General features: G+C 40.7%; 20 protein-coding genes and 1 other RNA gene. 9 read left to right on the top strand and 12 right to left on the bottom strand.

The features are described from left to right. Positions 1-111: 111 nt before the first annotated feature. Together GBI66_RS08725 and GBI66_RS08720 are read left to right on the top strand one after the other, a co-directional pair. A complete protein-coding gene (locus GBI66_RS08725; protein ID WP_151715805.1) occupies positions 112-702 on the top strand; it encodes a TetR family transcriptional regulator in 591 nt (196 codons plus the stop codon). Positions 703-709: 7 nt separating this feature from the next. Beyond that, entirely contained in the window at positions 710-1,228 is a 519-nt protein-coding gene (locus GBI66_RS08720; protein ID WP_151715804.1) for a GNAT family N-acetyltransferase, read from the top strand. Here GBI66_RS08720 and GBI66_RS08715 read toward each other — a convergent pair. The 3 genes from GBI66_RS08715 to GBI66_RS08705 all read right to left on the bottom strand — a co-directional run bounded on the left by GBI66_RS08715 (position 1,225) and on the right by GBI66_RS08705 (position 4,871). Then, entirely contained in the window at positions 1,225-2,478 is a 1,254-nt protein-coding gene (locus tag GBI66_RS08715) for a serine hydrolase (RefSeq protein WP_151715803.1), read from the bottom strand. The two genes, GBI66_RS08720 and GBI66_RS08715, sit on opposite strands and share 4 nt — an antisense overlap. Before the next feature lie 81 nt (positions 2,479-2,559). After that, entirely contained in the window at positions 2,560-3,414 is an 855-nt protein-coding gene (locus tag GBI66_RS08710; protein WP_005189564.1) for a MaoC/PaaZ C-terminal domain-containing protein, read from the bottom strand. 65 nt (positions 3,415-3,479) lie between these two features. Then, a complete protein-coding gene (locus tag GBI66_RS08705) occupies positions 3,480-4,871 on the bottom strand; it encodes a 3-oxoacyl-ACP reductase (protein ID WP_151715802.1) in 1,392 nt (463 codons plus the stop codon). A gap of 223 nt (positions 4,872-5,094) precedes the next feature. Between GBI66_RS08705 and GBI66_RS08700 the strand changes: the two genes are divergently transcribed. Further along, the gene (locus GBI66_RS08700) at positions 5,095-6,630 is read left to right on the top strand and encodes an acetyl-CoA C-acetyltransferase (RefSeq protein WP_151715801.1); all 1,536 of its coding nucleotides are present in this window, start codon (positions 5,095-5,097) and stop codon (positions 6,628-6,630) included. 88 nt (positions 6,631-6,718) lie between these two features. Here the strand turns inward: GBI66_RS08700 and GBI66_RS08695 are convergent, their stop codons facing one another. The 4 genes from GBI66_RS08695 to GBI66_RS08680 all read right to left on the bottom strand — a co-directional run bounded on the left by GBI66_RS08695 (position 6,719) and on the right by GBI66_RS08680 (position 9,186). After that, positions 6,719-7,072, bottom strand: coding sequence for a hypothetical protein (locus GBI66_RS08695; protein ID WP_151715800.1), 354 nt, complete (start codon positions 7,070-7,072; stop codon positions 6,719-6,721). A gap of 122 nt (positions 7,073-7,194) precedes the next feature. Continuing rightward, positions 7,195-7,983, bottom strand: coding sequence for a glutathione S-transferase N-terminal domain-containing protein (locus GBI66_RS08690; RefSeq protein ID WP_151715799.1), 789 nt, complete (start codon positions 7,981-7,983; stop codon positions 7,195-7,197). Between the two features lie 12 nt (positions 7,984-7,995). After that, positions 7,996-8,508: a ribonuclease E activity regulator RraA gene (rraA, locus tag GBI66_RS08685; protein ID WP_005189586.1), complete on the bottom strand. Its 513-nt coding sequence runs from the start codon at positions 8,506-8,508 to the stop codon at positions 7,996-7,998. A gap of 12 nt (positions 8,509-8,520) precedes the next feature. Next, positions 8,521-9,186 carry an NAD(P)H-binding protein gene (locus tag GBI66_RS08680; RefSeq protein WP_151715798.1) on the bottom strand — a complete coding sequence of 222 codons (666 nt, stop codon included), beginning with the start codon at positions 9,184-9,186 and terminating at the stop codon, positions 8,521-8,523. A 213-nt stretch (positions 9,187-9,399) separates the two neighbouring features. Here GBI66_RS08680 and rpsT point away from each other — a divergent pair, with 213 nt between their 5' ends. Then, entirely contained in the window at positions 9,400-9,666 is a 267-nt protein-coding gene (rpsT, locus tag GBI66_RS08675) for a 30S ribosomal protein S20 (protein ID WP_004807943.1), read from the top strand. Positions 9,667-9,714: 48 nt separating this feature from the next. Here rpsT and GBI66_RS08670 read toward each other — a convergent pair whose 3' ends face one another. Next, entirely contained in the window at positions 9,715-10,977 is a 1,263-nt protein-coding gene (locus GBI66_RS08670) for a hypothetical protein (RefSeq protein ID WP_151715797.1), read from the bottom strand. A gap of 185 nt (positions 10,978-11,162) precedes the next feature. Then, positions 11,163-14,054 carry a M66 family metalloprotease gene (locus tag GBI66_RS08665; protein ID WP_151715796.1) on the bottom strand — a complete coding sequence of 964 codons (2,892 nt, stop codon included), beginning with the start codon at positions 14,052-14,054 and terminating at the stop codon, positions 11,163-11,165. Positions 14,055-14,371: 317 nt separating this feature from the next. Here GBI66_RS08665 and GBI66_RS08660 point away from each other — a divergent pair, with 317 nt between their 5' ends. Then, on the top strand, positions 14,372-14,788 hold the full coding sequence (locus GBI66_RS08660) for a hypothetical protein (protein ID WP_151715795.1): 417 nt from the start codon (positions 14,372-14,374) through the stop codon (positions 14,786-14,788). Positions 14,789-14,936: 148 nt separating this feature from the next. Here the strand turns inward: GBI66_RS08660 and GBI66_RS08655 are convergent, their stop codons facing one another. Next, entirely contained in the window at positions 14,937-15,668 is a 732-nt protein-coding gene (locus GBI66_RS08655; protein WP_005189594.1) for a histidine phosphatase family protein, read from the bottom strand. Between the two features lie 51 nt (positions 15,669-15,719). Continuing rightward, entirely contained in the window at positions 15,720-16,577 is an 858-nt protein-coding gene (locus tag GBI66_RS08650; protein WP_151715794.1) for a 3'(2'),5'-bisphosphate nucleotidase CysQ, read from the bottom strand. Between the two features lie 11 nt (positions 16,578-16,588). On the opposite strand from GBI66_RS08650, the gene GBI66_RS08645 reads away from it, so the two are divergent. From GBI66_RS08645 to GBI66_RS08630, 4 genes are all read left to right on the top strand, one after another. Next, positions 16,589-17,290 (top strand): HAD-IA family hydrolase, encoded by a 702-nt coding sequence (locus GBI66_RS08645; RefSeq protein ID WP_151715793.1) that lies wholly within the window; start codon positions 16,589-16,591, stop codon positions 17,288-17,290. Further along, the gene (locus tag GBI66_RS08640; RefSeq protein ID WP_151715792.1) at positions 17,274-17,702 is read left to right on the top strand and encodes an RNA-binding S4 domain-containing protein; all 429 of its coding nucleotides are present in this window, start codon (positions 17,274-17,276) and stop codon (positions 17,700-17,702) included. The genes GBI66_RS08645 and GBI66_RS08640 overlap by 17 nt, the downstream gene beginning before the upstream one ends. A 169-nt stretch (positions 17,703-17,871) precedes the next feature. Continuing rightward, positions 17,872-18,918 (top strand): recombinase RecA, encoded by a 1,047-nt coding sequence (gene recA / locus GBI66_RS08635; protein ID WP_004807961.1) that lies wholly within the window; start codon positions 17,872-17,874, stop codon positions 18,916-18,918. Positions 18,919-18,958: 40 nt separating this feature from the next. Beyond that, complete coding sequence (locus GBI66_RS08630) at positions 18,959-19,441, top strand: regulatory protein RecX (RefSeq protein ID WP_151715791.1); 483 nt, start codon at positions 18,959-18,961, stop codon at positions 19,439-19,441. A gap of 10 nt (positions 19,442-19,451) precedes the next feature. On the opposite strand, the gene ffs is transcribed toward GBI66_RS08630, so the two are convergent. Further along, an RNA gene (ffs, locus tag GBI66_RS08625) (signal recognition particle sRNA small type) lies at positions 19,452-19,548 on the bottom strand. Between the last annotated feature and the right edge of the window lie 323 nt (positions 19,549-19,871).

Genomic DNA, 19,871 nt, shown 5'->3' with positions numbered 1-19,871 from the left:
GGACAATTGTTCAAGTTGGCGTTATTATAACCAAAATTGAACACTTGTCCAACTTTTAAAGTTGAGTTAATTTGTCTCTGATTTGTATGTACTCATAGGTGCTAAAAAAGAATGGCTTATTTAAACCGCGAACAACGTCGTGAAATGATTTTACAAGCTGCGATGCAGGTCGCATTAAACGAAGGTTTTTCTGCAATGACAGTTCGTCGTATCGCCACTGAAGCCCAAACATCTACAGGACAAGTCCATCATCATTTTGCCTCCAGCTCGCATTTAAAAGCAGAAGCATTTATCAAACTGATGCAACAGCTGGACGAAATTGAAAATCAGGTCAACACAGCCAACGCTTTACAGCGCCTCTCTCTGTTACTCGGTTGCGAAAATATTGAGCAAATCCAACCTTATTTAAGATTATGGAATGAAGCTGAAGTCCTTATTGATCAAGATGAAGAAATAAAACGGGCCTATAATATTGCCATGCAGGACTGGCATCGCTCAATTGTGCGTATGATTAATGAAGGTCAAGCACAGGGAGAGTTTCATTTTGAGACCAATAGCCATGACATCGCATGGCGGTTAATTGCGTTTGTCTGTGGTCTGGAAGGGATTTACAAACTGGAGTTGATTGGCTTAAATGAAAACGATTTTAAACGCCACACCGAAGCCATTATTCAAGCAGAATTATTTAAGAAATCAAAATGAGCAAACAATGAAACGAGCACTCTTACAAACGGCAAGACTCGATTTATTTGTATTTAAAATGGATGATCTTGTTGATATCTACCCTTGCGTGACAAAAACATTAACCCGTTATATGGCTTGGGAGCCTGCTCAAAACCTCGTAGCCCAAGAAAAATTTGGGCAACAATGGCTGATCGCCGAAACAAACCATACCGATCGCCATTTTGTATTACGTCGTAAACAAGATCAGCTGTTTATTAGTCTCATCGGTGTGCATCGAATGCATACAGCAACACCTGAACTGGGATTATGGATTCGGGAAGATTGCCACAATCAAGGCTTTGCCAAAGAAGCAATTTTAGAAGTATTCCGTTGGGCCTCTACTCACATATCCGCCCAATATTTCCTATACCCTGTTGCAGTGGATAATCAACCAAGTCGTAAACTGGCTGAAATGTTAGGTGGAACTATTGCTGCATACAAGACTGAAAGCAAATATGATGCAGTGATTTACCACATTCCACCCTATCAAATTAAGGTAAATTAAAACCAGCCTTTTCGACCTGTTAATATTTCATCTGCACAGCGGAGTGTTTCTTGGCTCAAGCCCCATAGACGATAGTCCCCTGTTGCCGAGGTAATATTAAAATTATGGGTATAAGCAAAACTGAGTTCACGATCAAAATCACACCATGCTCCTGAGCCATTAAAGCCAACATGTCCAAAGCCATGCGGTGCTCGTTTACCCATCGTTAAAATACGGTGATAACCCAAACGCCAATGCATTGGAATCGGCATCACGCGATCACGTGCTTTGCTTTGTACCGTACTGAGTTGCTTAAACACTTCTGGGCGAATCAGTTGTTGCCCCTGCCATTGCCCTTGATTGGCTAGCATTGCATAGACTTTTGCCAAACTATCGGCAGTAAATACACCATTAGCCGCAGGAATAACAGCTTGCAAACCTTCATCACTATAGAAGCTAAAGTGACGCATGCCTTTTGGAATCATGGCATCTTGGAAATCTTGTGGATTTTGCCCAGAGAACTCCAATAAGCGTTCTGATAAGGATGCTTTACGTGGTTGACTGTTTTTATTTTGTTGCGGTTTAGCTTGAGATGCCGTTTTCGGTTTTTCCAATAAACGTGCAACACGATTTAATTCTGATGTTGGTGTCCCAAAATACGCACCATCCAGTTCAAGCGGTTGTACCAGATAACGTTGCATCAGCCAACTTAAAGGTTGCTTGGCTGCTTTCTCAAGCACACCACCCAAAATCCAGCCATAGGTCAAAGGCTGATAGGCAAAACTTTGTCCAGCAGCAAAACGTGGTATCGCCGCGGCAATCACATCCAGCATATGCGACCAATCCAGCATTTCCGTTGCCGTTTCAATGGTATTTCGAATGTCAAATAAACCGCTTTGATGTGATAAAACATGACGTAAAGTAATATTGGCTTTACCATTTTGAGCGAACTCAGGCCAATAATGTGCAATCGGTTGCTCATAATCCAGTACGCCTTCACTCACCAAAATATGTGCAAGTGTCGCTAGAATGCCTTTCCCCGTTGAATAACACATGGCTAAAGTATTGGATTGCCAATCTTCTTCTTGAGATTTCTTACCCGTATAAATATCAACAACTTTTTGACCTCGGAAATAAACCACCAATGCAGCGCCACCTTGCTGGGTTCGTGCATCTTGTAGACGGCTAAATTGGCTTGCCAAGTCAATAAATCGCTCATCAACACTGCCATGATAATGATGCGTATCAGCAAATAGAATTTCTTTAATCAAAGCTCAATTCCTTATGATATTTATGTTTCTTATAATATCCCTGTTGCGAACAACAGGGATTATTTACATTATATGATAGTACTAAAGGGCTTTTACTGTACCCGCAACATGTGGCTTTTTAGATTTCACATTACGAATCAAGAAATCTGTTTGTTTTGGCTCGGCTGCAGTTAAAAACTCTACCGTAGAAGGTAAAAACATCGGTAGTTTAAACCATACATCTGCCTCATAAGCCGCAGGTAATTCGATACTTGCCAAAGCTTTAGCTTTACTCCACATCCCATGCGCAATCGCTTGTTTAAAGCCAAACGCTTTTGCAGTCACAGCATGGATATGAATCAAGTTAAAGTCACCCGAAATCACGGCATAACGACGACCTGTATTTTCAGAAATATTCCACTCTGCTTGTGGCTGGTAAGCAGGTTCTTTCACTTCTTTGGCTTTTTCGGTCGCTTTTTTCTCAGTTTTTTGGCGTGATAAATAAGTGGTTAAACTTTCCATCACTACTTCACCACCGACTTTCGCAGTCGTGATGAAATCAAACTGTAAACCTTTGTCATGCGGTTTTAGCTCGCCAAACTTGCACGATAAAGTGATTTGCTCATTCACAGCAATTTTGCGCGTTTGCTTGATTTGGTTACGAATATGCACCAAACCCAAGATCGGGAATGGAAATGCTTCACTGGTCATCATGTGCATTTGCAGACTTTGCGACAAAACTGCCAAATAGATTGCTGGCACGAAACCATCATTTTTAAAACCACAAATCTCGTTATAGCTTTCTAAATGTTTGCTATCAATCTTAAGTGTATCCACCACATACTCAACTTGTGGCAGAACCTTTTCACCTTTTGGCTTTTTGAAAATGAGACCTTGAATGACTTTTGGATAAGCTAAATAAGGTTTTGGCAACTGACTAAAATGACGTGTATTCATAATAAACCTTTCAATATTTTTATAAAAAAGGGATGCACAAGCACCCCTCTTCAAAACCCTAATGCTTAAGCACCTAACAAGCTTTGACCGCAGACGCGAACAACGTTACCTGTCACACCTGTTGAACCAGTAGACGCATACCACGCAATTGCTTCCGCAACATCTACAGGTAAACCACCTTGGTTCATTGAGTTCATACGGCGACCAGCTTCACGAATCGCGAATGGAATCGCAGCAGTCATTTGCGTTTCAATGAAACCTGGTGCAACTGCATTGATGGTAATACCATTTTTCAATGTCGGCGCAGTAAATTTAACCAGACCGATCACACCTGCTTTAGATACCGCATAGTTGGTTTGACCGAGGTTACCCGCGATACCACTGATTGATGATACACAAACGATACGGCCATTTGCATTTAAACCATCATGAGATAGTAAGTAATCGTTAACACGCTCAATGGCAGACAAGTTAATGTTGATTACAAGATCCCAAAGCTCAGGCTTCATATTTGCCAAAGTTTTGTCACGGGTAATCCCTGCATTGTGAACAATCACGTCTAAACCACCCTGTTTTGCAGCAGCAGTCTTGATTTTTTCACCCGCATCAGCAGCAGTAATGTCAATTGCCAATACTGAACCACCAATTGAACCTGCAACACGCTCAAGATCAGCTTGTTGTTGCGGAACATCTAAACAAATGACATGCGCACCATCACGCGCCAATACATGCGCAATCGCTTCACCAATACCACGGCTCGCACCAGTCACTAATGCAGTTTTGCCTGCAAGTGGCTTCGCCCAGTCTAAATCAGCCACATCTGCTTTAGATACGCGGATCACCTGACCTGATACATAAGCAGAACGTGGTGAAATTAAGAAACGTAAAGTCGATTCAAGGTTTGCTTCTGCACCTTGGTCCACATAGACCACTTGTGCAGTAATACCCTTTTTGAATTCTTTACCAACAGACTTGATAAAACCTTCAAGTGCACGTTGTGCAATCGCTTGTTTTACGGTTTTCGCAGTTTCAGGTGTAGTACCAATCACGATCACACGACCAGAACTTGAGATTTGGCGTGCAATTGGATTAAAAAAGTCGTATAGCGCTTTTAATTGCGCTGAATCTTGAATGCCAGACGCATCAAATACAACCGCTTTAAATTTAGATTCTTTGTCATCAGCATTAAGAGGACGAAGATTTAAACCTACTTTGGCAGCCGTTTGTTGTAATTCAACATTATTGCCCACATAGCTATCTGCATGAATATTGCTAAGAACTTGAGCAATCGCAGCAGAAACCGTGCTTGATGGTGCTGCGCCAAGCAATACTGCACCATTTACAACTGGTTGAGCACTTTCAAAACGATCTAGCGCAACTGGCGAAGGTAAACCTAAGTTTTTTACAACAAATTTACCTAAAGGTGATTGTGTAAATGCTTGGTATTGATCAGTCATGGTTATTATCTCTCATACAAATGAATTTGTTACAAACACATGAATCATGTTGGGATATGGCATGAAATCAATGTCTGATTGACTCATCACAAATCATACTTGAGTTCATGTCTGGATGTCTTGACCTGAATGTGGTCTCAAGCGTCATTCTAGTCAATACAGCAGTATTGGAAATATGGTATGTTTGTAGCAAGAATATCGCAATTATGCTTGGAAAAGCCTTATGAGCAAAACAACTCAAGAAAATCCAGCAGTCGAGACTTCTGCTACAGAGACTGTGTCAAATACATCAAAAGCAGCTTCTACTTCGCGTAAAACTGCAAGCACATCTTCTAAAGCAGCAAGTACGACACCAAAAACAACGCGTGCTCGCTCTACAACACGTAGTGCGGGTACGACAAAAAGTACTGCTGCGTCTACAACGACGAAAGCAGCTACAGCTAAAACAACCAAACCTTCTGTTCAACAGGATAAAACCATGAGCCAAAACACTGTGCGCCGTGTTGCCATTATCGGCGGTAACCGTATTCCTTTCGCTCGCTCTAACGGCGCTTATTTCACAGCTTCTAACATCGACATGTTTACAGCTGCGTTAAACGGTTTGGTTGAGCGCTTCAACCTACAGGGTCAACGCCTAGGTGAAGTGGTTGCTGGTGCAGTATTAAAGCACAGCCGCGATTTCAACATGACTCGTGAGTGTGTTTTAAATACACAACTTGCTCCAGAAACCCCTGCATATGACATTCAACAAGCATGTGGTACTGGTTTACAAGCAGCATTCCTCGTTGCAAACAAGATTGCATTAGGTCAAATCGAAGTCGGTGTTGCTGGTGGTGTTGATACCACTTCTGATGCACCGATCGCTTTCGGTGATGGCTTACGTAAAGCATTATTAGAGCTTAACATTGCTAAAACTGGTAAAGACCGTTTAAAAGCTTTAGCAAAAATCAATGTTAAAGATCTTATGGATGCACCTAAAAATGGTGAGCCACGTACGGGCTTATCTATGGGTGACCATCAAGCAATCACTGCGCTTGAGTGGGGTATTCCACGTGAAGAGCAAGATGCTTTAGCTGCTTCTTCTCACCAAAAAATGGCAAAAGCATACGAAGAAGGTTTCTTCGATGACTTAATCACGCCATTCTTGGGTTTAAGCCGTGACAACAACTTACGTGCTGACTCTACTGCTGAGAAATTAGCAAAATTAAAACCTGCATTTGGTAAAGGCGAAGCTGCAACCATGACTGCGGGTAACTCTACACCGTTAACTGATGGTGCTTCATGTGTACTGTTAGCGTCTGAAGAATGGGCTAAAGCAAATGGTCACGAAGTACTTGCTTACCTGACTTTCTCTGAAACTGCTGCGGTTGATTTCGTTGGTAAGAAAGAAGGCTTATTGATGGCACCTGCTTATGCAGTTCCACGTATGCTTGAGCGTGCTGGCCTTAAACTTCAAGATTTCGACTACTATGAAATCCATGAAGCATTTGCATCACAAGTTCTTTCTACGTTGAAAGCTTGGGAAGATGAAAAATTCTGTAAAGAGCGTTTAGGTTTAGATGCACCTTTAGGTTCAATTGATCGTAGCAAGCTGAACATCAAAGGTTCTTCTTTAGCTGCGGGTCACCCATTCGCTGCAACAGGTGGTCGTATCATCGCGACTGCTGCGAAAATCTTAAATGAAAAAGGTTCAGGTCGTATCCTCGTTTCGATCTGTGCTGCTGGTGGTCAAGGTGTAACAGCGATTATTGAAAAATAATAGTTCGTCTAGCTACAGAAAAAGCTGAATCAAATGATTCAGCTTTTTTTATTTTTTAATGCTTCTTCTAGTTAAACAACAGACGCATTTATCTCGCCCGTTTAAACTGCACATAATAGTCATTTAACACTTTAATCGCTTGCTTCAACTCTTTTAGATTTTCTTCTGTATTTCCTAATCGCTCAACAAAGCGTTGTGAATGAATTTCCAAGTCAATCTTTTCATTGATTTGTGGTGCAATCCGAAATAGCTTTTCTAAATCATCAAATCGGTCTAATTTTCGATTAGAAAAATATTCCAAACGAACGCTCAACCCATTCAACACCACGCCATTCAGAATCGCGCCCTGCTCTGCATCAAATACCAAAGCATGTTCTTTTAAAAATAACTGCTCAGGTGTCTCTTTGGAACTTTTGAATAGGTTGCTCAGCTGGCTTAACATCGATCAATCACATCACTCTACTTTTCACTGGTATTAAACCGTTAAAACGACCAATCAAGCAACACTCACATCACACAACTACCTATAAAAAAAGCATCTTCTACGAGATGCTTTCTTAGCACTTATTTTCCGTACTGCGTTTTTAAATATTCCACAATCTTGGCAGATTCAAACATTTTTACGCCTGTGTTCGGATCAACCAAATACGGAACCTGAATATCTCTCCCCATCACCTCAACAACCTTTTCGCGTTTGCCATTTGGCAATGGAATATATTTTCCAGGTTTTAAGCGTAAAGCTGCTGGTCCCATGTCCTGCCAACGTTCTTTTGAGACATTATGCAAAATATAAGGTAGTTCTAATTCCGTCAAAACTTCGCGCACTAAACGCGTATAAGGACTGGCCTCGAAGCTCCACAGCTCTAATAATTGCACTGGCGCAGGACGATCAACAATCTGCTGGTTAATCCATACACCACGCGCTGCATTGGCAACTGTTGCTAAAGTAGAGACATAAGGCAGTTTTGGGTAATGGCTAAATTTCTTCGGTGTCTTCCCAGTGTTCCCATAATGTTTAAACAAGTGATGAATAATTTGTTGTGACTCATATAATTGGTCACCTGTATTTTCATCAATCAAAAATGGAAATTGGCGTTTCCCACCTTTTGCTTTGACGATTTGGCGGTACTTTTGACCACCTTTAGGACATGGATAAATTTCTACATCCAAATTCAACAAGGTGATCACTTCGCGAACACGACGACAAAATGGAGAACCTTCGAACTCATAGAGTTTGAGTGCTTTTGCAGGTTGATTTGGAAATGGTGTACCAGAGACACCTCTCCCACCTTCAATCACACTTGCCAGCACAGATTGTAAAACCTTGAATTGATGGTTCACCATTTTCAACATAACGCTATCCTTTTAGCAATCGACTAGTTTTTCTTTTGCAATCACAATACCGTTATTATCTGCATAGAGATAATCACCAGAATTGATCGTCACACTGCCAAAATACAATGTGATATCAACTTCACCTATGCCTTTACGATTACTTTTTTGCGGAATTGCAGCCAATGCATGTACGCCTAAATCCAATTCTGCAATCGCATCGACATCACGTACGCAACCATAGATCACCACGCCATTCCAGTGATGCTTTACCGCAGACTCCGCAATCAAATCTCCCATCAATGCACAACGCATTGAAGCACCACCATCAACAACCAAGACTTTGCCAGTACCATCAGTTGCCAAAAGTTCTTTCACACGGGAGTTATCTTCAAAACACTTTACAGTAACCACTTGCCCACCAAAGGTCTTACGCGCACCATAACTTTTAAAGAATTTACCATCGAGTGAGGGTATTACCACTTGTAGGTCTTTTTCAGGATTATCATCTAACAAATCACAAGTTACGAAAGGGATCGTTGTCACTGAAATTCTCCATTATTTGCTTTGTTGTATGCTTAAATTGTCATAGAGTTTGAATGCAGCTGTCTGTGTTTGTGCCGCAAGCAACATAGTATGCGCCAATTGCTCAGCCGTTACAGGTTTAAATTTAAACGGTCTGGTCCATGTCTTTTCAACGAGCTTAAAAATCGTTTGAGCCATATCTTCCAAGACCCGCACTTCACTTCGTTTACCAATTAATAGTGACGGCTGGAAGATCGATAGCTTATAAATTGACAGGCTTTTGAGGTAGTTCTCCAGCTCACCTTTTACTTTATTATAGAAAACTGGTGAATTAGTATTCGCTCCCAACGCGCTCACGACTAATAAATGAATATTTTTATCCTGAACTAAATCAGCAAAATGGGCATTGATTTCATAATCAATCGCGTAAAATGCCTCTTTCGATCCTGCTTGTTTTATGGTGCTTCCCAAGCAGCTGAATGCATGTGTATAAGTACTGACATCCTCATCATTGAGTAATAAGAAATCCTCTAAAACAAGCTGATTAACCTTACTGTAAGTCTTTAATGTATCTGATTTTTTTCTAACAACAACGGTAATCGAATTGAAGTCATCCGAATGTTGTAACTCATCAATGAGCGCTTGACCAACCAAACCTGTAGCACCAATGACGATTGCCTTTTTATCACCTATTTTCATTTTTATTTATTCCAATCAATATCTAAGGCTAATGTAACGTTTTCTTGCACAGTTTTCACCTGTTAAATGTACTTAAAAGTATCACAAGACTTGACTTCGCGGCTTAGTTTCCTCAAAATATGGCACTTGTTTACGGGCTGGTGAATGTTGCTAATGTTTTATTGGTTTTAACTTCAGCCCGCCCAGACCAACTTATTTTCAAGGAGTGCACGAGTGGCAAACTCTGCTCAAGCTAAAAAACGTGCTCGTCAAAACGTTAAAGCACGTAAACACAACGCAAGCTTACGTTCTATGGTTCGTACTTATATCAAACGTACTGTAAATGCGATCGCTGCTGGTGATTATGCTGTTGCTACAGAAGCTTATAAAACAGCTGTACCTGTAATCGACCGTATGGCTGATAAAGGCATCATCCACAAAAATAAAGCTGCTCGTCATAAGAGCCGCTTGAACGCTCAAGTTAAAGCATTAGCTAACTAATTTGATGCACATAAAAAAGCCCGAATTTTTCGGGCTTTTTTATTGCCTTTAATTTTTCACATAAGGCTGTAAGCCCGTTCCCGCCTCTGCCACGATCTTGAGCAGCTTTTGGCATAATATATAACTCTCCTCCAACAAGCCCAAATCGCTCGCTCGGGCATTGCTCTGCATCAACAAGGCCTTATGCTGTTGATAGCGTTCTTGCAAATACAACTGATCTTGGCTTAATGCAATCATCATCAACTCAAAGCGAAAATCCAAATCGATTTTAATATCTGCTGGCATATCACCGTAAGCCCATGCCTGTAATACTTCTAACCGACCTTGCCCTAGATTTGAAAAAATAAAATTGATATAAGCATCCAAGTTAGTAAAGAAATCCTGAATATCTGTTTGTGTATCCCAGCGCCCCATCAACGCAAAACTCGGTTCTACATTATTTTTTTGCCCCGTATTTTTATGCACATCCATTGAACGTAGACGAAAAATCAGGCGTTCAGGCAACTGCTCTTGCAATTGATCAGGAATAAAACGATCTGTAAAATCCATCGCAAAAGACAGCATTGGGCTGACCGTTAATTTCCTAAGCACCATTTTCAACTGATAGAAAATACCAAGCTGCTTTTGAGTCAGTAAAAAACAACGATAGCCTGTATCCAACGCCAGTTCAGGCCGTCCGATATTGCCCCAATTTGAAATAAAATCATGTGCAACATTAAATACATCCAACTTTAAATGCTGGGCATAACTTTGCTGCTCAAACCATTGACTAATCAATTGTTCCGCTTCAGGCATGCTTTGTGGTATTTGAAAATGATTTAATTGATTTTTTGGCTCAGAAATTGATTCAGGCTCTTTGATTTTTAAAGGCTCTAACAAATACGGCTGCAACATATTTGAGACCGCATTTTCAGGCGATTGCAACTCACCAATGGCCCATACATTATAATTCGGTTCATAGAAACCAATTCCCGTTTCATGAACCGCCTCATAAAAGACCCGATAAACCGCATCATTTTGTGCTTCATGTGCTAACACATCCAGTTGCACACTGGCGCATAAACCCTGAGCAAATCGATCCTTGATTCCTTGTACCCACTGTTGCGTCTGTTCAGAAAAATAGAGTTGATATTGCGGATCACAAATTTTGTATGAAAACAGATCCAACCATGCTTGTAATGTTTTGCCGTGACTCGCTATATTCCGATATTGCTGATGAAGTTCAAAAGCAACTTGTTGTGAATCATCTTCTGCTGGGACTTTGCCTGTAAAAATTTCAGGTTCCCATAAATAAATTGTGTTTAATAACATCTTTTTATCCAATTTTGCGTCAAGTTTCGCTTTTTATTTCCATATCATGACGAAAATTCATACATTTTAAAAGTACACTTTTATATTTTTTAACGTTATAAAAAATCTATGCTAGATAAAAAATATGAAGCCCCTAAGGACTTCATATCATCAATTTATGACTTTCAGATAAAACACTCAAATCATTAAGGATTAGATTGTAAAACCTTAGCCGCCAATACCAGATTCTTCGCAGACAAACCAGCAAGAACGAGGCTGTTATTTACGACTGGAATCGTCCATTTTTGATTGGCACCGCTGGTACAACGATAGCGAATTAGACGTGCACGATTATTAGTTAAATAGCCACCTTCCAAATCGAAACACTGATTCGATTGCTTAATCGCTTGCGCAGTAGCATCAAGCTCCCACACTTGACTACTTGCACTGCTACAAGGTGTCAGGTTGATAACATTGCCAGCTGTAGTCGTTAAGCACTGATCTATATAGTGCTTATTATGGATTTTACCCAATGCATCATAAATCCATTTCTCGGAATCATCACCAACACAACCTGTTGATCCACTAATAAATGCATTTAAATCACCATTCGCCAACTTCTCAGCTTTTAAACAATTGGTTCTGTTTAATAAACTGGTGCTTGATGCAAAATTCAAATCACCTTTGAGTTCTAACTTTTCAACAAAAGCACGGAACGCAGCTAATGCATCGGCATTTAAATTGGTCAAATCCGAACGATATACATTGATCCAGCGATTGAGTCGATAAAGCTTAATTTGCTGCTGGGTATAACGCACTATTTCATTTTGAGCATCAGGTGATAATTGATCTTTAAAGGTTCTATAAGAATCAAATAATAACTTTGCATCCGTCGAAAGATTTACAACTGGCTTGTTTTTATTCTCGACTAAAGCCTGCTCTAATTGAGGCAGCTCAATCGCTCTAAGCGCTGAATATTCAGCCTCTTTACCAATTTCAACTGCTGGTGCTAGAGCCACTGTACTCACAGGAATAGATGTACTTGAAAGTAGCACTGCTGCTTGATTGGCCTTTTTACAATACAAATTCACCTGCTGTGGTGCTTCACTTTGTGCAAGGTTGACATGGAACTTATTGGCATTGCTATTCGAATTCATTCGTTGCGGTGCTAAAGCAATATTTTGACTTGTACTAGTACTAGCAAACTGCACATTCAGCCAACAACTTGCTGTTACTGTATTCGGATTGGCTTGTGGTAGATCAAATACATTACCCCAGTTACCTTTCGCAGCAGGATAAACCAAACCCACTTGCGTCTCAGGATCATATCCACCCAAGATGGTATAGACTGGCACACCAAACATTTTTGGTTTCAAGTAATTACCATCAGCACGGTTATACCAGACATTACTTGAGTTTGGTGTTTTAGGCTGAGCAACTTCCATCATTCGGGTTATCGCATTCCATTTTTTATAACCCGTTGGAGAAGTTGCATCCCAAACATAACGATCAAATGCAGGCTGAATTTTTAAATAGGTACTATAGCCGGTGTAATGAGTATATTTAGAAATGCTACTTGCCGTCGCACCACCAGACATCGCATCCCAACCATACGCATATTTATTCAGAAAATTCGGTACACCATTTGCACCATCGCCTAAATTGGTCGTCGTCCAATTGAGATTACCACGCATTTTATTTCTAAACGCAATATAGCCCCAGCCACTGTCTGCATGGTGTGCTGCCCAAAACATATTATCCCCAACAGAACCAGGATAATGCCCAAGCCCATAATGATGACCAATCTCATGACTAAACTCATTACCCACAGAGTCAATCAAGGTCAGCATACCATTCCCGCCGCTTAGACCATGAGTTGCCTCACCGTTGCTATATTTGCCGCGCGCATAATGGGCCACAACACTTTGCGTAATTTGTGGCTGTTCTTGGCTCGCCATTGAAGCACTGGTGATGCCCCAGTTGGCCAAGTTAATTCCCACACCAAAAGTTGATTTAGCTGTATTTTCACGCATATCCCCACTATAAACATCACCCGTGGTTGCACTTGCCGAGTCGTAGATCACCCCACTTGCGACCATGACTTTATTCAGCTTTAAATCCTCATATTTGGTCACGATCATACGTGCAGCAGGAATAGTCTGAAAATAATCTGTCCCTGCTTTGGCAGGTTCAAGCAACATATAGTGGCCTGTTGACTTCGGAGGGTCCGTTAATAAGCCCAAACGGATATTTTGTACAACCAGTTCACCTGGTGCAGCCAAATCAATATTGTCTGCAGTTAAATCGCCACTACGATTATTCAGCGGATCAACCACGCGGAGATGTAAACCGGCACGAATTTCGCTCCATTTTAAAGCAACCGTCCATGCTCTTTTAGAGTAACTCACAGGCGGACGCCCATCAGTATTGGATTGATCAGAGGTTGCAATTCTTGACGGCTCTTTTAATTTAACCGTTCTGAGTATTTGATTGCCTTGATAAATTTCGACTTGTAGCTTCTGTAAATCACCCATTTCTGCCAATGGTGTCACCAACAACAAGGCATCTTTTTCTGTTGTTAGACGTGGCATTGAGTCTTTTTCATTATTCTTAGGATTGACCACATGACTTTGTGCAAATTGCAGCATCGCAGCAAAACTGCCATTTAAGTCATTACGCAGTAGCCGTGGCAGTCCAAGCTTATCGTAATCATAAAAACCAAGTACCGATTCATCTATTATATTTTTACGAGGTTCTGGATACTTTTCTACAACTGGTGGAATGGACGGTGTTTCTGTATTTCCTCCTCCACCTTGGCTCGGTGTTTCTGGTGTCGTGTTACCCGAACCATTATTGCCATTATTCGGTGTTTCAGGTTTTGTATTTCCTGAACCATTATTTGGAGTCTCTGGCGTTCCATCCCCAGGTAACTCATTGGTTCCATCACCTGGCGTAGGGCTGGTATTTCCTCCTGCACCATGATCATTTTTTGGCAGCTCAGTATTATTTGTTGCATTTGAATGATCTGCACCACCACCGCAAGCGACGATCATGGCCGATAACAAACAAACCGTTAAATGTTTAAGTTGTAATTGCATCACACTTCCCCAAGAAAAACTTGATAAATTATCGTTAATGACAAATTAAGTTAATTGGTTAAAATTAATATAAATCATGTATTTATATATACTATCAACTTAAATAGCAGGAAGGGAAATTAATTTATCGTAAAAACAAGAAAGACAGGATTTATTACACTTTTACCGTAATTCAATATGATTTAGATTTCTAAATTAAACAGAATTCCCCCACCAGCACTACACTTCCCTCACTCAAACTACCTACTTTATACCGTTAGAATTCATTTAAATTTAAGTTTTGAGCAATAATCAACCTACAAAAACTGGAGAGCCAAATGCATAAGAATGGAAAGCTCATCATCGCAGTCGCACTTTTTTCATGCAGCAGTCTAAGTTTTGCTGCAAGCTGCACAAATACCATTGAGAACAACACAGTCAGTACCCTCACCGTTCCCGCAGGTGCAAATTGCACACTCAATAATTCCTCAATTGAAGGCGATGTAAATATCGGGAAAGGTGGTAGTTTGATTTTAAACAGCTCTTCTATCCAAGGCAGCATTCAAGCTAACCAAGCAAAAGCAATCAAATTAATCAACTCAAGTGTCAGTGGTGATATACATATTGCACAAGCTGCGACAACATTAAGTTTAGATAAGTCGATAATTTCAGGGAATATTCACTGTTCGGCTTCAACCAAGTTGCAAGCAAACCTCAGTAATATCGAAGGACAAAAAATTGGAAAATGTGGTTAATCAGGTTTTAATCCAATCCTGTAAATATGTGAATCCAAATGATCATTTTTTGGATTCACATCAACAACAATCTAATTCTATTGATTAGTGAGTTATTATCCGATTTGATTTTAGTATTTCAAAGCAACATTTCTATTGTCGACCAGAGCTAGCGATTCAAAAACTGCTTTATTTCTAACGCTTGTCGCTCACCACGCCAAATCCATTTTAATTGACTTTCCGCAAAATCATCACCCTCAAACCATACAAACAAACCTTCCATCATGTCTGGCCAATCCGTTTGTTCAATTTGATTTTTACCTGAGATCACCGCGACAATTGCAGCAAGAATTGTGTCATGACTTACAGCCAAGCTTAAACCATTCTGTTGTGTAGGATGGGTATGATAAAGCAATTCCAATACATCAAATACCCCTGTAATGGGATGTTTCATCCCAGGTAAAGCATTATTCACAAAGCTATTAATAAACCCTAATGCACCCTGCTTGCGAAAATAAGGCGCTGCCTGCTGTATGTCCAAAACAAAGCTGCCCGGTTCAACCAATAGACGCTGCTCAACAATTTCAATCTGATGGGTATTAACAGCTTTACGTGTTTCATCAGCGCCTTCAATCATCAAAGCAGCAGTATCCACACAGCGCTGAATCGGGCTGGAAATACAATGTTGAATCGCCCGATCCGTATTTTGAATTAAATATTGCCCCCAAGCATAAGCCAAATCCCGACCTTGCTCAGTCAACTGCAGATCATAACCTGCCAAACCTTGCCCATTCACCAACTCACGTAAAGAGTGGCGCGTAAACAAAGTTACAGGCGTTGAAGCATCTGGCAGTAAATCAATTGCTTCAAACATACTTTTAGGCAATAAATGCAGAGTCATATTCACATACAGGCTTTAATTTAACTCACTATAGCATGAGCCAGATAACACTCAATCTAAAATGCCAGAACGACTGAGCGCATCGTATGCAATATTTTTGCAATGCTGATCACGATAAGCGATAAAGCCACCATTCAACACAGTCTCGCGCTGATTATATAGAAATGGTTTTTGATCCAAAGTCATCAAGCCACCACCAATACTTTCTAACAAGGCTTGTCCTGAGCTGGTATCCCATTCTGAGGTTGGATGGAAACGCGGATAAATATCGATTTCCCCTTCCAACATCATACAAAACTTATAAGCACTGCCCGCTTCACGACGCTCTACCTTGCGATTTTGTAAGATTGGCTCGATAAAGTTTTTATACTTTGGATTTTTACTGTTATGGCTCAAACCAATTTGCAACGGAGCCACCACATCATGCTCTTCAAGCTGATATTGGAACCACTCTTGTCGACTGAAACTATATTTATACGGTAATTGCGAGGTATGTCCAATGTACATTACCTGCTCGCATGGCACAGCAATAATCGCAAATATGGTCTGATGACCGTCAATCAAACTCAGATTAATCGTAAATTCATCCCGCTCATGAATAAACTCTTTAGTACCATCCAACGGATCTAGCATCCAACACTGTTGCCATGCTGCACGGGCTGAATAATCACTTTCTTCAGACAATACAGGTAATTCAGGCGTCACTGTCGCTAAGTGCTTTAATAAGAAGTGATTTACCTTTAAATCCGCTTGCGTTACAGGCGAATCATCGCTTTTTTCCTGAATATTAAACTCGCAACCAGCACAATAACTTTGGTATTCTTCCAACAATATTTGACTTGCCTGCGCCATGATCGGAACAAGTTGTGAAATTAACTGATCTTGTGGGGCAAGCGTTTTAATAAACATAGACCAACCTTATGTCATATTCAGATTTACAGCAGCCTATCGTCATGTTCGACATGGACGGCACATTACTCGATTTAGCCTTTGATGATTTCATTTGGAATCATTGTTTGCCTGAACGTCATGCTCAAGTTCACCAATGTACACTTGAGCAAAGTCAACAAACACTATTTCAATTTTACCAACAGCATAAGCATACACTATCTTGGTATTCTTCGGCGTACTGGACGGCTAAAGTTGGAGTTGATGTATTACAACTACAGTACGAGCATCGCGAAAAAATTCGTGCCCGTGTCGGCTGTCATCAACTCTTGCAACAACTCAATGACCAAGGTTATCGTTGCTGGTTACTAACCAATGCAGATCGTGCAGGCTTACAACTCAAACTTGAAAATGTCGAACTGAGCCCATACTTTGAACTTATGATCAGCAGTGAAGAACTCGGGCATGCCAAAGAGGACGTTGGCTTTTGGCAAAAACTACAGCAACAGCATCCATTTGATCCAGCACAGGCAATCTTTATTGATGACACAGTTGCTGTACTAAAAGGTGCAGAAGATTTTGGCATCACCCAACTGTTCAGTATTCTTCAACCTTCTAGCAGCAAAGCAGCAAGACTTTCTACTGAATTGCCTTACCCAGCACTCGATCAGCTCACTGAACTCTTTGATTATCTTGAAACCAACACACAGGTAACAGATGCCAAAACAGCATGAAGCAGAAAGCATGGATACCATGCGCATTGACAAATGGCTTTGGGTCGCACGTTTTTTTAAAACCCGTTCGATTGCCAAAGCTGCAATTGAAGGTGGTAAAGTCCATCACAATAATGATCGCGTCAAAGTCTCCAGAGATGTGCGTATTGGAATGGAACTGACCATTCAACAAGGTTTTGAGAAGAAAACCGTAGTTGTCAAAGCACTTTCTTCTATCCGTGGTGGCGCGCCAATGGCACAACTACTTTATGAAGAAACTGCAGAAAGTATAGAGCGTAGGGAGTTGCATGCCTCACAACGAAAATTGCATAATCTAGCCCGACCAGATCATCGACCAAGCAAAAAAGATCGTCGTGATATCAATCGTTTTAAGCAAGAAAATGTACAATCCTGGTCTTATCATGATGAATAGATTGGATGAATATTTTCTGTTTTTGGATGCGTCATCTCGTGTCGCATAGACACAGATCAGATGTAGAATAAACAACTAGAATCTGCCACTATACTCAAGTCCCAACAAGTTGAGATTCAATACATCCACTTGGGTTAGTCGTTAAGAAATAAAGTTTTGAGGTTTTGAGATGGATGATAATAAAAGTAAAGCGCTACAAGCTGCCTTAGGTCAGATTGAAAAGCAATTTGGTAAAAATACCGTGATGCGCTTAGGCGATAACACCGTATTGGCAGTTGAAGCTGTTTCTACAGGTTCTCTTACATTAGATATCGCATTAGGGATTGGTGGATTACCTAAGGGTCGTATTGTTGAAATTTACGGTCCTGAATCTTCAGGTAAAACCACCATGACATTGCAAGCGATCGCACAATGTCAGAAAAATGGCGGTACATGTGCATTTATTGATGCAGAACATGCTTTAGATCCTGAATATGCACGTAAACTCGGTGTAGATATTGATAACCTATTGGTTTCACAACCCGACCACGGTGAACAAGCATTAGAAATTGCTGACATGTTGGTTCGTTCAGGTGCAATTGACCTCATCGTTGTCGACTCCGTAGCTGCATTGACCCCTAAAGCTGAAATTGAAGGCGAAATGGGCGATTCACACATGGGCTTACAGGCTCGTTTGATGAGTCAGGCACTGCGTAAGATCACAGGTAATGCAAAACGCTCAAACTGTATGGTGATCTTCATTAACCAAATCCGTATGAAGATTGGTGTCATGTTTGGTAGCCCAGAAACAACAACGGGTGGTAATGCACTTAAATTCTATGCTTCTGTTCGTTTAGATATTCGTCGTATCGGTGCAGTAAAAGAAGGCGATGAAATCACAGGTAACGAAACACGCGTTAAAGTTGTTAAAAACAAAATGGCACCTCCGTTCAAAGAAGCGGTATTCCAAATCATGTATGGTCGAGGTACCAACCAGTTGGGTGAACTCGTTGATCTAGCCGTTCAACAAGATATCGTTCAAAAAGCAGGTGCTTGGTATTCATACCAAGGTAATAAAATTGGGCAAGGTAAAAATAATGTGATTCGTCATTTCGAAGAGAATCCATTAATGGCTCAAGAAATTGAAAAAATCATTCGTGAACAGCTTCTCACCAAGAACAAAAATGAAGCAGCTCAAAATGAGATTGAAGAAGAACCAGATTTACTAGAAATCTAAACTGAAACGCCCTTCGGGGCGTTTTTTTAATGAGGAAGGCATGTTTAATTCAGATCAAACCGATAAACCTAAAACGCTCACTGGGCAACGATTACGCTCCTATGCTTTTGCCCTGCTCACGCGTCGTGATTATTCAAAAGCTGAATTAATCACCAAACTAAATCTCTATGCAATCAATCCAGATGAAGTGGCCAACCTTGTCGAAGAATTAGCACAACAGAATTATCAAAGTGATCAACGTGTCGCTGAGCTGACGCTCGCCAGCCAAATTAGAAAAGGTAAAGGCTTACAACGAATCAAACAGGCATTAAAAGCAAAACAACTGGATGCAGAGCTGATTACTGAGGAACTTCAAGAAGTAGACTGGCTTGATCAAGCCTATCAGCTTAAGGTCAAGAAATTTGGAGAAGAAGTCGCAACTGACCCTAAAATCAAAGCGAAACAAGTTCGATTTTTGCAATATCGTGGTTTTGATATGGGGGTAATTATGAAAGCGATTGCTCGAACGAGCGCAGAGGAATAAATGGTGGCAGCCCTACCAGCATGACTTCGGCACATCATAGTTCTACTACCGTTGCTACCTTCCGGTCCTGGCGGGGTTCGTAAAGTACAATTGCGAAGCTACCAGCAGGGCTACCATTGCCTGACAAAGTATAGAGATTTTTATCCGAGTTGCAAGCCTTGTCTCTGTTTTTCAGCGAGTTTTCAACTCAACTGCCTAATTCCTCATCAATCTCTATATATTTGTTATCTATTTATTTTAATTATGTTTAAACATTAAACAATAACCAACCAATTCCCTTCAAAAGTGCTTGAAGATTGTAAATGCTTATTGCATTTAAATGAGTTGCTGTTTTAATGGCTTAATCAAAAATCTATATCTGGTGTGTTGCAAGTAAAAGGTGAAGACTTGTTCGACCGCAGCTTTATATTTCAACTTATGGATGAATTTT

The organism is Acinetobacter sp. TUM15071 (genome assembly GCF_008980925.1).
In the GTDB taxonomy this organism is placed as follows: domain Bacteria; phylum Pseudomonadota; class Gammaproteobacteria; order Pseudomonadales; family Moraxellaceae; genus Acinetobacter; species Acinetobacter dispersus.
Note: the sequence above shows the minus strand (reverse complement) of the source record. Positions and strands in the feature narration are given on the sequence as shown.

Excerpts from the sequence above, each read along its gene's own strand:
- GBI66_RS08725 (WP_151715805.1), top strand. The coding sequence starts at position 112 with ATGGCTTATTTAAACCGCGAACAACGTCGTGAAATGATTTTACAAGCT.
- GBI66_RS08720 (WP_151715804.1), top strand. The coding sequence starts at position 710 with ATGAAACGAGCACTCTTACAAACGGCAAGACTCGATTTATTTGTATTT.
- GBI66_RS08710 (WP_005189564.1), bottom strand. The coding sequence starts at position 3,414 with ATGAATACACGTCATTTTAGTCAGTTGCCAAAACCTTATTTAGCTTAT.
- GBI66_RS08705 (WP_151715802.1), bottom strand. The coding sequence starts at position 4,871 with ATGACTGATCAATACCAAGCATTTACACAATCACCTTTAGGTAAATTT.
- GBI66_RS08700 (WP_151715801.1), top strand. The coding sequence starts at position 5,095 with ATGAGCAAAACAACTCAAGAAAATCCAGCAGTCGAGACTTCTGCTACA.
- GBI66_RS08695 (WP_151715800.1), bottom strand. The coding sequence starts at position 7,072 with ATGTTAAGCCAGCTGAGCAACCTATTCAAAAGTTCCAAAGAGACACCT.
- GBI66_RS08690 (WP_151715799.1), bottom strand. The coding sequence starts at position 7,983 with ATGTTGAAAATGGTGAACCATCAATTCAAGGTTTTACAATCTGTGCTG.
- GBI66_RS08680 (WP_151715798.1), bottom strand. The coding sequence starts at position 9,186 with ATGAAAATAGGTGATAAAAAGGCAATCGTCATTGGTGCTACAGGTTTG.
- GBI66_RS08670 (WP_151715797.1), bottom strand. The coding sequence starts at position 10,977 with ATGTTATTAAACACAATTTATTTATGGGAACCTGAAATTTTTACAGGC.
- GBI66_RS08665 (WP_151715796.1), bottom strand. The coding sequence starts at position 14,054 with ATGCAATTACAACTTAAACATTTAACGGTTTGTTTGTTATCGGCCATG.
- GBI66_RS08660 (WP_151715795.1), top strand. The coding sequence starts at position 14,372 with ATGCATAAGAATGGAAAGCTCATCATCGCAGTCGCACTTTTTTCATGC.
- GBI66_RS08655 (WP_005189594.1), bottom strand. The coding sequence starts at position 15,668 with ATGACTCTGCATTTATTGCCTAAAAGTATGTTTGAAGCAATTGATTTA.
- GBI66_RS08650 (WP_151715794.1), bottom strand. The coding sequence starts at position 16,577 with ATGTTTATTAAAACGCTTGCCCCACAAGATCAGTTAATTTCACAACTT.
- GBI66_RS08645 (WP_151715793.1), top strand. The coding sequence starts at position 16,589 with ATGTCATATTCAGATTTACAGCAGCCTATCGTCATGTTCGACATGGAC.
- GBI66_RS08640 (WP_151715792.1), top strand. The coding sequence starts at position 17,274 with ATGCCAAAACAGCATGAAGCAGAAAGCATGGATACCATGCGCATTGAC.
- recA (WP_004807961.1), top strand. The coding sequence starts at position 17,872 with ATGGATGATAATAAAAGTAAAGCGCTACAAGCTGCCTTAGGTCAGATT.
- GBI66_RS08630 (WP_151715791.1), top strand. The coding sequence starts at position 18,959 with ATGTTTAATTCAGATCAAACCGATAAACCTAAAACGCTCACTGGGCAA.